Below are 13,805 nucleotides of genomic sequence, written 5' to 3'. Positions count from 1 at the left end.
AGAAAGCCGATTTACTCTATCTTTGACCTCGTCTTCTTTCCTATTTTTCTAACAAGCAAAAACGTCACCAGCAGGACGACGAAGGCCCCGACAGAGTCAAATAAAAAGACATCCTTTATCGAAGCAGTCCTGCCTGGCATAAAGGATTGATGATATTCATCCGTCATCGCATATATAACTGTTAGTATCCACGAAAGGATATAGGCGAATCGGTAGACTTCAAGACATTTAAAAAATAAGAAGGCAAGGAAGCCGAATACCGTAATGTGGGTAAGTTTTCGCACGATAAAGTTGAGCTGTTCTACTACTGTATGGTTCACTCCGTCTATATGGAAAAACATAAGGATTTTTTGGAGAGTATCGGAAGTACTTTTCCCCGTAGAGTAAGGAGCCTGTGTAAAAATAAAAATCACTGCCATCCACAGGATTGCCGCAACAATCCACCATTTTCTTCTATTCATCTATGTCATCTTCCTCCGTTCCTATCCATAACTACTATAGTACTACCTAGCTACTTAAAAGGACAACAGTTCTTGTAAACGAAAGCCGTAAACTAGTAAAATAGGAGCATGGGGACGGTTCTCTTGCTTCCGTCCGGAAGCATAAGAACCGTCCCCATGCTCCCATGCGTCTTCTAATAAACGGTGAAAGGTGTTCTTGATGAAGTATTTTAAACTGCCTATTCTTTATTATGTTATTTTTATCATTATTGTCGTTTCAACCTATATTAGCTATGAAATCTATCCGATGACTTCCACACAGGAAAAGACAACGTTTATTGTAACAGTTTTATCATTGGTTGTGTCCACCATTGCCTTCTATATCGCGATGAAAACGTACATATCGATTGACAGTGTAAATGTGATCACCCAGATGGAGGGAAATGTTTTAGAGAATGAAAATTACGTCATTTCTATTACGAGTCTATTAAAAGATTTTCCCATGACAAATCCACTAGAGGTTGAGGATGCTATTTTTAAAAAGTTAAAAGATATCTTTACTAAAAAGAAATCAAGAACGGCCATTGATTTTACCGATAACTTACAATATTTTATCGATATTATTATCTTCTTCCCTGCACTTTTTAAATCAGAAAATGGCCGGCAGCAGGAAAATTTCAAAAACATGGAAACCGTTCTTTCCTTAATTGAGCAGCGAAAAAAGGATCTCCTTTCGGTCAGTACCGGAAATCTAATTTTAATAGAAGAAACCGTTAAGTTGATTAATAGTGTCATTAACTATCAACAATTAATTTCCACGAAAGAAATTAAGATGTCCTCTTCTTTACTTGATGTTAGGGGAACGATGTTAAAAAACCCTGTAACACAAACGGTTTACTTTGATTACCTGGGGTTGTTTTACAATAAAAAAGCTATGGCGATCTTATTTGACAATCTGAACCTAGGAAAAGGCGATATTTTTGAGATTGACAGACTTAAAGAGGTGATTCAAAAAATGCCATCGCTAGATACGGAGAGTGTCGAGCTTGCCACGATGTATTTGAAGGAATCCAAGAAAGCCTTTCAACATGCTTTAGAAAATTGTAAAAACGATGTCATGTGGGAAGGATTTATTAAATATAATGATGCACGGTCAACCTATTTTTTAAAGCTCGTTCAACCTGAGTATCAAGGGGAAGATTGGAATGTCCTCATGAACGAGGCAATTATCGCCCGTGGCAAACTGAATTATCTAATAAAGGACCTGTACGAAAAAGGAGCGTCGCCAACTTTCCTGCAAGAGGAATTTAATTATCAAGAATACCTGGCCAGATTGGTCAAAATCAATATCCTGATCGCAGAAGATGAAGACATCAACGACACCTTAAACATCAGCCGATACCATGCGCCGCAGTATACCGGGTTAAAAAACGACCGTTTCATAAAAAAACCGTATCTAGGGAGCAATACTAAAATTAGACACTACCAAGAAGATATTCTGCGGAAGCTTGACGAAGCATAGGGACGGTTCTTTTGCTTCCTTTTCGGAAGCGTAAGAACCGTCCCCATGCTTCCCGTGGTATAATCATAATTGGAGAAGTGTTAAGCCATTTTTTAAAATCTTTAAGAGATGTAGCTGATTTGCATTCTCCTTTGTGGATACTGGTGTCCTTTTGGAGCCAGTGCATCTAGGGTTCTAATCCCTAAAGGGAATCTGCTCACAGTTATTTATGTTTTAGCCAATTTTGCAGGTAAGACCTCCATTGGCTAATCCAAGCTGTGAGCAGATTCAAAATCTTTGAAAGAAGGTGATTGAATGTTTGATATTATGATGGTTGCGTCATTAATTATCTTAATTTTCATTCTATTTATTTTAATCAAGAGACTCATAAAAACGGTTACCATTTTTCAATATGAAAGTGGAATAAAGTTCTACAAGGGAAAGTTTAAAGAAGTAATAGGGCCGGGAAAGTATACCTATTTTACTTCAACCACCCATTTGGAGGTTTTTGACCAAGAATTATTAACAGCTGATAATGTTAGTGTGAAAATTAGTTTAGCTGTCAAATATCAGATTCTAGATCCCCAAGCACTGATTTCAGAGTATCAAAATTTCCAAGAATCTTTATATATGAGCGTACAATTTAAACTCCGAGAAGTCATATCTTCAATTGAAATGGATGAGCTATTGAAGAGCCGTCAAAAAATAAACGATGAGGTCAGAAATTTACTATTGGAAGACAGATCTTTAGTTGGATTTTCTATTCACACAGTGGATTTGAAGGATATTATGTTTTCAGCAGAATTAAAGAAGGTTTATTCAGAAGTGCTTAAAGCAAAAAAAGAGGCCCTTTCGTTATTAGAGAAAGCACGCGGGGAAACGGCCACCTTAAGAAGCTTAGCCAACACCGCTAAGATATTGGAAAACAACCCAGAATTAGCCCAACTTCGGTTAATTCAAACAATTGAAGCTTCGCAGGGAAACACCTTTATTATTGATATTTTAAATAGTAGCAAAAAGTAGGGAGCGTAGGGACGGTTCTCTTGCTTCCTGCATGGAAGCAAGAGAACCGTCCCTATGCTCTGCCGCTCACATTATTTCGTGAGTTCGGTCCTGTCCTCAACTTGTGGAGGTTCTTCCATCCAGCCGTTTTGGATCATAATTTTCCCTCCTTGGTGAGCAAATCTGAAAATTTCTGCTGCAAGTAGCGCCATTTTGGCAGGCAGGTCATTTAGTAAGCTAAAAGCACCGCCTAATGCATTACTGCCAAGTCCAAAGGTGGTTAACAAACTGGTATTGTACAACATTAATTTATCTGAGAATGGTGCAATTTTTGACGCTGTTGCTTTTCCGGCATGTGTAGCTGGAGGTTCAATGAAACTTTGGCGTAAAAATTCACCTAAGTCCATTTCAATCTTTCTTGACAATTTCATTCCCTTGACAAGATAGTCTTGAACATCCTCATTTGAAGCGACTTGAGCAAATCCAATCATTAATTGCATTCCGACAAGGTTGGTTTCAATTGCATGATGGATCAGGGAAACCTCAATCGTGTTAAGAGACCTCTGCTCTTGTAGTAAATTAAAACCACTCCGATAATTGGTATCCTGAACAAAATGCACTTCTTTCGGCATCGATACATAAGCTGGACGTACCAAAACCCCTTTTTCTAGAAGGAATTGGGTGGTATCCCTGTTGATCACTTCCGATTCTGCAGTCAAATGGATAAAGAGATCGTTAATGTCTTTCCGATAGGACATGCCACAAAAAAGGGAGTAAAGACTCATTTCCACCTTCGTCATCATATGTAAGTACATGATATTGAACAAGTAATCAAATAACTTTGGCGCGCCTTTATGAATATCCTCTTCTGTAAAACCAAGAGGAATTACGGCCCCTTCCTGTTTGAAAATTTCCTTAATGATCTCTATCGTCGTGGAAGCCCCATCATAATGGGTTTGTAACAATTGTCTTTCATCATTTTCGGCATGCTCAATAAAATGCTCTAAAATTCTCATAATCATCGTTTTTTCTTGATAAGCCATCCACAAATTAGCTAATTCTGATGATGTAATCGGAATTCCATTCAAAGTCATATGATAACCCCTCCTGTTAGATGCATGGGGACGGTTCTTTTGCTTTCAAACGGGAAGCAAGAGAACCGTTCCCTTGCTCATGATTAATAAGAAAGATACGGAACTTTTTTTGGCTTGTAGGTGATGACGTCGGAAGAGTAAATTTCTATTTTTAATTTGCCGCGTAACATTTTGGCTTGAATGAGGATGGGTTGGTTGTATTGATTTTTAAAGATCAAATCTGGGCCATTCCAGCTAACCGTGGCATCCCGTTTTGGAGGAACGTATGAAACTTCTTTGCTGTGTGAGTATCGGTGAATCACCTTCAAACCGGCACTATCAATGGCATTAAAGAGGGTGGATGACACCTGACAAATGCCGCCGCCAAAGTCTTCTGAATACTCCCCTTTAACAATTACAGTAGCAGGCACATATCCTTTTCTTGCGGTTCTTTCCCCTACTACTTGATTAAAGGAAAAGGTTTCACCCGGAAAAAGAACAAAATTATTAATCGATTTTGCGGCAAGATAAATATTATGATTTCTTTTTTTATTATTGGAATTAAAGTAGGTTAGGTATTGCCCAATTTTTTCAATTTTAATATTTCCTAGTAATTCACTATCGACCTTAGGAGAAATCATTTGTAAAGGAACTTCCACTTCTGATGATCCCTTATTAAAATAATAAGAAAGAACCTTTTCAGTAAAAAGCTCTCGATTTAAACGATAACCGACCTGCTCTGGGATGATTGTTCCGTTGTGATCAATAATGGCATTTCTAGGCATGGAAGACACCTGCTTGTCCAATTCGTCCATATATGTTTTTAATTTTTCCGGATTAATAATAGGTAATTCCGGCATAATGGTCGAAAAGTTCGTACGATTTACCACTGAGATAGGCTGCCCATTGTTCGTGATTAATAATTCGTCTGGCATATTCACTTGCTGCGTTAGCATGATTAGTCCAAGTAACCAAGTAAAGTTCATACGCTGAAACCTCCCTACCTTTATTATGAGTAAAATGGTCAATTTCATGTAATTCAATGTAAGCCAAGAAAGGAAATATAAATGACACAAATTACATTTCTCGCTTCATCCAGACCGTTTAAAATCCCCGCTGAAATCGAAGAATACAATAATCGAACCGTTTTTGAACGTGAGGAGGATGCTATTTATTTCTCTGTTCAGGAAGTAGATAAATATTGGGAAAGGATCGTGGATGGTTTATTTTCTTTGCCCTATATTTATGAGGTCAATGGAGTTGGAAACCGTTTATTTTTAGCATACATTGAAAAGTATATGGAAGTCGGAGAGGTGTTGGAAATTTACTATGTGCCAAATCAACACGCCTTTGAGGAATACAAACAAAGAATGGAAGCACACCCGGAGCCGATTGAAGTTAATGTTGGAAGTTTCACGTACAAAGACATTTATGGTTTGTATCAATTCAACGCAAAAAAGTGGGTAGAAGAACTGAGTCATCGAAATTATTTGAGCCATTATGGGATTACCACATTTGTGAAGTATTAAAAATCAGCATTGCTCCCCCCTCTATTAGGACTTGAGAAGATATTTTTTAAAAAGACAAACAAATATGGAAAAAGTGTCATTCTAATTGGCATTATCCAATTATAGTTTTTTACTCATTCGTTTATGGTACAATTCTCCTATATTATTTATTATACTTAGGGGGAAATTTAGTGAGTGAATTAACAGCAAACGTAGAGCATAATTTTGCTGCACATCCTCAAGAAAAATCTTATTTTGATGGAGGTCTAATTCAGTACATAGGCTGGTCTATCCTAGGAGGACTTGTAACGGTCTGCACATTGGGAATTTGCTACCCCTGGGCGATTACGATGATTTTAGGATGGAAAACACGACACACAGTTATCAATGGGAGAAGATTACAATTCACTGGATCTGCAGTTGGATGGTTTGGGAACTGGATAAAATGGTGGTTTCTATGCTTAATTACCTTAGGAATTTATAGTTTTTGGCTGTTTATTGCAATGGAAAAATGGAAAACAAAACATACTTCATTTGCTAATTAAACGCTTAGTATAAATAAGGCCTCCGATTGGAAGGCTTTATTTTATTTTTAACCAGTTCTTTCATTGAGATATGACTCTCTTCAATTAAATGCTTTCCAAGTGGAGTTTTTTTGTGCAGCTTCTTTTATATGTAAAGAAGCAAGAGAACCGTCCCCCTGCTTCACCATAATTGCTCCAGCACAGTAGACTGAATAAGGTTCGTGTCGATATTACACGCTTTCCCGTCTATTCCATATTGCCAGATTGAGATCTTCACATTTTTTGGTGCACCTGGCTGAAAGGCTGGGGCCTTACTTTTCGCGGTAACACCCGGGTCCGGATTACTGCTCCAAAGGATGGCTTGAGTTTGGACATTTTTATTTTTTGAAACAGCCGCTTGATAAGCAGCGGACAGTTTACTATTTGGGGTAAAAACTCCATATATCCCTGGCTTATAAGGTGAGTTGGCTAAAGTCTCCACCCATCCTCTTATAAATGCTTCATCGACGGGATATGTTGGTTCTATATCTGCAAAAATTGCGACTCCCTTAGGAATTCCTATTTTTTGGGCGTAGGCAATTGCCTCCTTGGCCTCAGCCACACCATTTTGGTATCCGACAGCTTCTTTAAAGTGATTGAAAATTGGAAGGATCTTTATGCCTTGCTGATGAAGTAAATTGACTTCTTCTTTGGACAAACCGGTTGACACGTCGCCCTTTGTCTCTAAATATCTTCCAAACACTGCCGGTGCGCCATAGTTGTCCTTTACACACTGCAGGAATGCTTGGTCAACACGAGAAGCGGTATCTACCCCCCATACAATCGCAGGCTTTTGTTCTTGAGCTGGTTTTTCTTGGGTTTGATTCCCCTTAGGAGGTGTATCATTTGGGGGCTGTTGGCTTTGTTTCATTCCGTCTTTGGCTGGTGTACCTTCTTCGGCTTGATCCTTTTGGGGTTTTGCCACTCCGGCTGCTGGAACCTCTTGGGCTACTTTTGGAGAATTTACGGGAACTTGAGTGGGATTATGGTGAAAGAAAACAAGAAGTAACGGAAGTACCAAGATGGCAGTTACAACAATGCTCGAAATCCATTGGGGTTTCTTCATAACATCCATTCCCTCCATACGGCAATCTCAAGAGCCAATATATTCAGAATGTCGTATGAACGTGTGGGCATCGGGAAGCAAGGGACGAAGCAAGGGGACGGTTCTTATGCTTCGGAAGCACGAGAACCGTCCCCTTGTTTTCATTTTTTCTCAAGCCCGCTCAAATCAATAAATGGTGTGGCTCCACCAGTGACACTCGGCAGGCGTCCATCCCACTTTTCGAGGGCCTTTTCTTGAACTTCGATTTGCTTCAATTGGATCAACTCCGGTGTGACTTCCTGCTTTTTCAATCGTAATGCCTCTGCTTCTGCACCAGCCTGCGTGACTTGCTGTTGCGCTTCAATCTTGATTCTCTCTAAATCCCTTTGAGCCTTTAACGCATTTTGTTCTGCCGTTTGCTTCAATTCAATCGCTTTATTAAATTCATCACTAAAGGCAAACTCTTTAATATTGATGTCTTCTAGAAACATATAATACTTGGTTAACTTTGTGGCCAGCATCTCCTTCACTTTAGCTGACACTTCTGGACGTTTGGAAATTAGCTCTTCGGCGGTATATTGAGCTGTTACTGCTTTTAAGGATTCAGCAATTGCAGGGTCGACGATACGAGAACGATAATCAGGACCGATTTCTTGGTAGAGCTTATTGACCGCACCCGGGTCAACCGAAAAGTTGACAGCCACATTGGCTGTGACCATTTGTAAATCCTTTGAAGCGGCTGTTTGCGAACTTTCTTCTTTTTGGACCCGAACCTCCACCTGTTCCACATTTTGAATGAACGGAATTTTAAAATGAAAACCCTCCGTTAAGATCGTTGGCTTTACTGCTCCTAATTGCAATAGAACCCCTCTATGACCAGATGCCACCGTAGTGCCCGAAAAAATAAAAAGCACAATCACCACAACTGCAATCAAGCCGCTTACCATTAATTTGCTGTTTCTCATGATGCCTCCCCCCTCCTCTTAAGAATATATGAGCAAAGGGACGGTTCTCATGCTTATTTCGAAGCATGAGAACCGTCCCCTTGCACCTTGAATATCAGACTAGCCGATACACCTAAAATTCTAGCTGCCTGCCGCTGTGACACACCTCTGATTTTTTTGATTTCTCGTATCAGATCATCTCTTTGCAGTTTAGGTAAGCTCTTTACCTGGGCAATCTCGATTGTACCGAGTATTTTCTTTATTTCTATTCTTGCCTCTTCATCTGTAAACCTTCTTTTATAAAGCTCTTGTTCATCCAGATATTGTCCTTGAAAATCCTGCTCATTAAATTCAATGAAGCGAGCTTTAGCCATAGCTGAATCGTCCGAAAACAACTTGAGGATATAATCGGTATCATACAACTTGTGAGGAAAAGGCTTTTTACCGTAATACCCAGGACAGCTGCTCCACCTCCAATCACCGACTCTGTCCACCATTCCCGCTTTGACGGGATTTTGGTGAATATATCGAACTACGTTTAATAAACTCAGAAAACTATCTATACAGATACTTTTAAATCGATCCTGAAAAAGGTGGCCGGTTGTTTGGTATTTCTCGTTATAATAGAAAACAAAGCTTACACCAATCCGTTTCATGGTAATGGAAAGTTCTTCATTTCCTTCTTTTACAAGCAGATGAACATGGTTGCCCATTAAACACCAAGCATAGATGCCCACTTCCGCTTTTAGTTTATACTTCTCGACAATACTAAGAAATCTTAGGCAGTCTTCATCATCATGGAATATTTCCTGTCTATTCGCTCCTCTCAACATGACATGGTAAATACCGCTGCGACTCTTCTCGCGAGCAACTCGAGGCATATTGATCACCACTCACTAAAGATAATTTTTTTAAAGTTGGAAAAAAAGGAAGGGATTAAAAAATAAGAATCAGGGGAAACAAACTATTGGTTAATAAATGGAGCTTTTTAAATCAATGTGAAGTTTACATAAAAAAAGAGTGAAGTAAGATGGAAAGGATGTAAGAGGCCTTGACAAGGTTTCAGGTTTTGTGAGGATAATTATACAAATCTATCATATACTAAATTATCAGACCTTTCATCACTTATTTAATATAAACAAAAAAGAAGCAAAAGAACCGTCCCTTTGCTTCGAAAAGGAGGCCGGTCATGAAACGAATAGCTGTTTATTGCGGTTCTAGTTTTGGTGCTTCAGAGGATTATCGAGTTGGAGCGATTGAGTTAGGAAAAGAGTTAGCGAAACGGAATATGACTTTAGTGTATGGTGGTTCTAGTAATGGCTTGATGGGGGCTGTGGCCGATACAGTATTGCATGAAGGCGGGCAAGTTATTGGGGTTATTCCCAAAGTGTTGGGCGACCGTGAAATTTCACATACTGGGTTAACACAGTTATTTACCGTTAACACTATGCATGAGCGAAAAGCAAAAATGGCTGAATTAGCCGATGGGTTTGTAGTCCTGCCTGGAGGGACTGGAACATTAGAAGAGTTCTTCGAAATATTTACATGGGGTCAGATTGGGCTGCATCAAAAACCATGTGGCTTGCTGAACATTCAGCACTACTATGACCCGCTTATCAGCTTATTTGACCACATGTTCGACCAGAAATTCCTCCAAGAAAAATTCCGCTCCATGCTATTAACCGAAGAAAAACCCGCTGCACTCATCGACCGATTCTACCACTACACAGCACCGACCATAAAATCGTATGATTAAGAAGCATGGGGACGGTTCTCATGCTTCCGAAGCAAGAGAACCGTCCCCGTGCTTCCCCTAACAATTTACTGTTCTAAAATATTTATAGATCTTTTCAAGCTTTTTCCTCTGATTTCCCTTCGGACTTTCCATATTGCCAAACTCAAAGAACTTCACCTTTTTAATCCCCACGAAATTAAATAACGCTCGTTTCATTAGTATTTTATGAGCATTATGCAGCCAGAGTAAAGGATAGTGTGCAGGCCCTTTCATGGTGGATACACATACCACTGATTTTCCCTTCAAAAGCCCTTCCGGTAATAGTCCTTTCTTGTCTTTATAGGCAAAATTGGAAGCAAATAGCTGGTCTATATAACCCATAAGCATGGCGGGAGGTCTCCCCCACCAGATCGGATAGATAAAGACGATTTTGTCCGCCCAGATAAGTTGTTTTCTGTATTTTTCAAGACTAGGATCGGTGTGCATATCTCGTCTGCGTTTTTGTTCGTTAAAGATAAGAAGTGGATTAAAGTTCTCCTCATATAAATCTAGAACTTGTAACTCTTTGATAGCAGGATTTTCATGACTACCTTGAATCACCTTTTGTAAAAATGCGTAATTTAAACTTTTATGATTTGGATAAGTGTAAATCACAAGCAGTTTCATAACCGCACCCCTTACTTATCATTCGATAACCAAATAATACCATTAACTCATTTATTTATCAATTGATAGTTGTATTTTGATAACAACTTTGTTATCTTGTCAGTAAGAGGTGAGAAAAATGAACAAAAATGCTCTTTTTCATAAACTTGTATTATTTACATCCTCAGTCCACCGTGTGACCACTGAATTGACCAAAGATGTAAAGTCGGAACTCATTACACAAGTTCAATATAAAATTCTTGAATATATTGCCGTTAATCAATCAGTGACCCCCAGCGAAGTGAGCGAATGCCAGAATATATCCATGCCAAATACAAGTCGGGAACTTAGAAAATTAATGGAAAAGGGATTAATTGAAAAAATTACAGATACAGAAGACCGACGGAAACAATTTGTTTGTCTCTCAGATAAAGGAAAAACGATGATGAACGAAGCCTTTTCCTATATCGAATCACGTTTCCTAACCCGAATGCAAAACGCCTCAGAAGAAGATCTGGCAGAAATCGAACATGCCCTAGATATCCTTCAGACAAAAGTGTTTTATTAAAAATATGGTAGAAACACGGGGAAACATGGGGACGGTTCTTGTGCTTCTGAAGCAAAAGAACCGTCCCCATGCTTCCTTCTATTGAAAATGGATAAAATTGATCCATACAAAGTTATTGAATATATAAACATTATTTTGTATAATTATTCTGGGTTGGATGGTAAATGTGTACATCACTGTATTTAGCGTAGGCGGGGCTGATACAATTAAAGCAAGACTTTTCGAGCTCTTTTGCGGTTAAAATCTTACTGTATATCATTGGATTTTTATGAAATATAAAAGCCGACATTAACATTGAAAAACGTTAATGCCGGCTTTTATTTATGAAATCAAGGGGACGGTTCCCGCGCTTCGGAAGCATAAGAACCGTCCCTTTGCTTCCTTCTATCTACTCTTGATATAAAAAACCTGTGATTGGTAGTCTCCACCGCGTTTTGCTTGGTTGCTATTGGCGCCATTAAATTCGGTTGGGAGCGGCAGACCCACTTGCATCAGCTCATCTCCATAGTAGTCCCTGCCTGCTGCTTGATAGACTCTCCCTTCGTCTAATCCGCTTAGACGTAAGGTCTGATGTTTCCGTCCATTTGGCGCAGCCAATACTTTATAGTACCCGACCAATGCCTCGGATTGATCAGGACTTACCACCATCCAGGCGGTCTCATTTCCTGCAAACGGACTTAACAAGCGATAGAACTGTCCATCACGGATTAAGCGGCGGTGTTCTTTATAAAAAGCCACCTGCTCTTTAATTGCTTCCCGTTCTTCATCGGTTAACAACAACGGATTTAATTCATAGCCAAAGGTACCAAAATAAGCAGTATTGGCCCTAGTTGATAAAGGCGTCTCCCGTAACGTTTGATGATTCGGTACAGCCGACACATGTGAACCCATACTATAAACGGGATAAGCAAATGATGTACCATATTGAATCTTCAATCTTTCCACAGCATCCGTATCATCACTTGTCCATGCCTGCGGAGCGTAATACATCATCCCAGGGTCAAAACGTCCGCCCCCGCCTGCACACGACTCAAATAACACGTGCGGGAACTCACTAGTTAGGCGCTCATAAAGACGGTAGACCCCTAAAATATAACGATGGAAAAACTCCCCCTGCTGACGGGCAGATAAGACTTGCGAAAAAGCCTCCGTAATATTTCGATTCATATCCCACTTAATATACGAAAGATTCGTCCGTTTCATGATATCGGACATCTTCTCATAAATATAATCAACAATCTCAGCTCTCGAAAAATCAAGCACCAGCTGGTTCCGACCAAGCGTATATGGCTGGCCCTGCATCCCAACAGCCCAGTCCGGATGCTCTCTAAACAGCTCACTGTTTGGGCTAATCATCTCCGGCTCAAACCAAAGTCCAAATTTCATGCCCGTTTCCGAAATCTTTGCCGCTAAACTTTCCAGACCATCAGGCAGCTTATCATAATCGACGTGCCAATCCCCCAATGAGGAAGTATCATCATTTCGTTTGCCAAACCAGCCGTCATCCAGGACAAACAACTCGATTCCTAATTGACTCGCTGACTTGGCAATATTCACAAGCTTTTCTTCATTAAAATCAAAATAAGTCGCTTCCCAATTGTTAATCAAAATCGGACGATCTTCCGTCTTCCACTTGTTAGGGATCAGATGTTGACGATAAAGCGTATGGAAAGCCTGGCTCATCCCGTTCAAACCTTGATCTGAATAAACCATCACCACTTCCGGTGTTTGGAAACTTTCATCTGGCTGCAGATTCCACTTAAAACCCATTGGGTGAATTCCGACTGTCAGCCTCGCCATGTCATAATGGTCAACCTCTACCTGCATCAGAAAATTACTGCTATATACAAAATTAAAGCCGTATACTTCCCCTGAATCCTCGGTGGCAGCCGGCCGTTTAAGCGCTAAAAATGGATTATGATGGTGCGAGCTGGCACCGCGTAGACTGGAAATAGACTGAATTCCCATTTCCAAGCTCCGCTCCCTCACATGCCGTTCCCGTGACCAAGTCCCGGCTAAATGGGTAAAAATAAAATCTTTATCCGGCAAGTCGACAGATGCCCCCATTATTCGGTCAATCACCAAACTCTCTGTGCCATTATTTTTTAAAGAAGCACTTCTTGCGATCACCGGTTGATCGCGAAAAATCGTATAAAAAAGTGTCAATTCCGCTTGTAAAAATGCATCTTTCAAGACAATTTGAAGGGTGCTTGCTTCCTCATCCTCGTTAACATAGGTGGAAGGCAGCCCAACAAGCCGAGGTTTTCCTTCCGTGATTTTAAAAGAATTATAGATAAAATTAGGAACATGCGGTACATCCTCTTTCCCGACACTAATCGCAGGTTCCCGGAAATCGGAGTTCCCATATGCCGGGTATTCTTGACGCAGCGTTTCTAAACTAAACGCAGGATCATCTTCATACGGATGACAGCTGGCAGGGGTTGGAACATCATACGTTTGCAAATGGGAGAAATCACTTCGGTGCCTTAATGCTTTCCCATAATAAAGATGACCCAGCTGGCCATTTTTCATCACATGAAAAATATAGCTGACCTTGCCGTTGGTTAAATGAAATTGATTGTTTTCATGATTGGTATGTATGAACATAAAGCATCCCCTTTTTCAAAATGATAGATAACTACAAGTGAAGAGCCCCTCACATAACGGGACTCTTCCTTTTTGTCTAGCTCCAGCGCCTAGCCCCTCGAGGTCACAAGTCAATCCGGCCAAAAGGTCAAAGAACAACCTTTCGGCCGGATTGTCTTGTGCTTGTCGGGGCTG

14 protein-coding genes are annotated in these 13,805 nt (G+C 40.1%); 6 read left to right on the top strand and 8 right to left on the bottom strand.

The annotated features are described in order from the left end of the window. Nucleotides 1-11: 11 nt before the first annotated feature. Nucleotides 12-461, bottom strand: a complete 450-nt coding sequence (locus V7077_RS09125; protein WP_335500616.1) for a VanZ family protein — start codon at nucleotides 459-461, stop codon at nucleotides 12-14. 199 nt (nucleotides 462-660) lie between these two features. Between V7077_RS09125 and V7077_RS09120 the strand changes: the two genes are divergently transcribed. Further along, nucleotides 661-1,962 (top strand): hypothetical protein, encoded by a 1,302-nt coding sequence (locus V7077_RS09120; protein ID WP_335500614.1) that lies wholly within the window; start codon nucleotides 661-663, stop codon nucleotides 1,960-1,962. A 294-nt stretch (nucleotides 1,963-2,256) separates the two neighbouring features. After that, entirely contained in the window at nucleotides 2,257-2,964 is a 708-nt protein-coding gene (locus tag V7077_RS09115) for a slipin family protein (protein WP_335500612.1), read from the top strand. 71 nt (nucleotides 2,965-3,035) lie between these two features. Here the strand turns inward: V7077_RS09115 and V7077_RS09110 are convergent, their stop codons facing one another. Together V7077_RS09110 and V7077_RS09105 are read right to left on the bottom strand one after the other, a co-directional pair. Then, complete coding sequence (locus V7077_RS09110; RefSeq protein ID WP_335500609.1) at nucleotides 3,036-4,037, bottom strand: DUF3231 family protein; 1,002 nt, start codon at nucleotides 4,035-4,037, stop codon at nucleotides 3,036-3,038. 83 nt (nucleotides 4,038-4,120) lie between these two features. Further along, on the bottom strand, nucleotides 4,121-5,002 hold the full coding sequence (locus tag V7077_RS09105) for a VanW family protein (protein WP_335500607.1): 882 nt from the start codon (nucleotides 5,000-5,002) through the stop codon (nucleotides 4,121-4,123). A gap of 81 nt (nucleotides 5,003-5,083) precedes the next feature. Here V7077_RS09105 and V7077_RS09100 point away from each other — a divergent pair, with 81 nt between their 5' ends. Together V7077_RS09100 and V7077_RS09095 are read left to right on the top strand one after the other, a co-directional pair. Further along, nucleotides 5,084-5,545, top strand: coding sequence for a hypothetical protein (locus V7077_RS09100; RefSeq protein WP_335500605.1), 462 nt, complete (start codon nucleotides 5,084-5,086; stop codon nucleotides 5,543-5,545). Nucleotides 5,546-5,715: 170 nt separating this feature from the next. Then, entirely contained in the window at nucleotides 5,716-6,069 is a 354-nt protein-coding gene (locus tag V7077_RS09095) for a DUF898 family protein (RefSeq protein WP_335500603.1), read from the top strand. Between the two features lie 160 nt (nucleotides 6,070-6,229). Here the strand turns inward: V7077_RS09095 and V7077_RS09090 are convergent, their stop codons facing one another. The 3 genes from V7077_RS09090 to V7077_RS09080 form a co-directional block, all read right to left on the bottom strand. Then, the gene (locus tag V7077_RS09090) at nucleotides 6,230-7,153 is read right to left on the bottom strand and encodes a glycoside hydrolase domain-containing protein (protein WP_335500601.1); all 924 of its coding nucleotides are present in this window, start codon (nucleotides 7,151-7,153) and stop codon (nucleotides 6,230-6,232) included. Nucleotides 7,154-7,293: 140 nt separating this feature from the next. Next, nucleotides 7,294-8,097 (bottom strand): prohibitin family protein, encoded by an 804-nt coding sequence (locus tag V7077_RS09085; protein WP_335500599.1) that lies wholly within the window; start codon nucleotides 8,095-8,097, stop codon nucleotides 7,294-7,296. 53 nt (nucleotides 8,098-8,150) lie between these two features. Then, nucleotides 8,151-8,957 (bottom strand): REP-associated tyrosine transposase, encoded by an 807-nt coding sequence (locus V7077_RS09080; protein WP_335500597.1) that lies wholly within the window; start codon nucleotides 8,955-8,957, stop codon nucleotides 8,151-8,153. A gap of 308 nt (nucleotides 8,958-9,265) precedes the next feature. On the opposite strand from V7077_RS09080, the gene V7077_RS09075 reads away from it, so the two are divergent. Further along, the gene (locus tag V7077_RS09075) at nucleotides 9,266-9,832 is read left to right on the top strand and encodes a TIGR00730 family Rossman fold protein (RefSeq protein ID WP_335500595.1); all 567 of its coding nucleotides are present in this window, start codon (nucleotides 9,266-9,268) and stop codon (nucleotides 9,830-9,832) included. Nucleotides 9,833-9,889: 57 nt separating this feature from the next. Here the strand turns inward: V7077_RS09075 and V7077_RS09070 are convergent, their stop codons facing one another. Next, nucleotides 9,890-10,477: an NAD(P)H-dependent oxidoreductase gene (locus tag V7077_RS09070; protein WP_335500593.1), complete on the bottom strand. Its 588-nt coding sequence runs from the start codon at nucleotides 10,475-10,477 to the stop codon at nucleotides 9,890-9,892. 118 nt (nucleotides 10,478-10,595) lie between these two features. Here V7077_RS09070 and V7077_RS09065 point away from each other — a divergent pair, with 118 nt between their 5' ends. After that, a complete protein-coding gene (locus V7077_RS09065) occupies nucleotides 10,596-11,024 on the top strand; it encodes a MarR family winged helix-turn-helix transcriptional regulator (protein ID WP_335500591.1) in 429 nt (142 codons plus the stop codon). A 384-nt stretch (nucleotides 11,025-11,408) separates the two neighbouring features. Here the strand turns inward: V7077_RS09065 and V7077_RS09060 are convergent, their stop codons facing one another. Then, on the bottom strand, nucleotides 11,409-13,631 hold the full coding sequence (locus V7077_RS09060) for an alpha-galactosidase (protein ID WP_335500589.1): 2,223 nt from the start codon (nucleotides 13,629-13,631) through the stop codon (nucleotides 11,409-11,411). Between the last annotated feature and the right edge of the window lie 174 nt (nucleotides 13,632-13,805).

This window comes from Neobacillus vireti (genome assembly GCF_036962465.1).
Classification (GTDB): domain Bacteria; phylum Bacillota; class Bacilli; order Bacillales; family Cytobacillaceae; genus Neobacillus; species Neobacillus vireti_B.
This window is presented reverse-complemented; position numbering and strand designations above follow the sequence as displayed.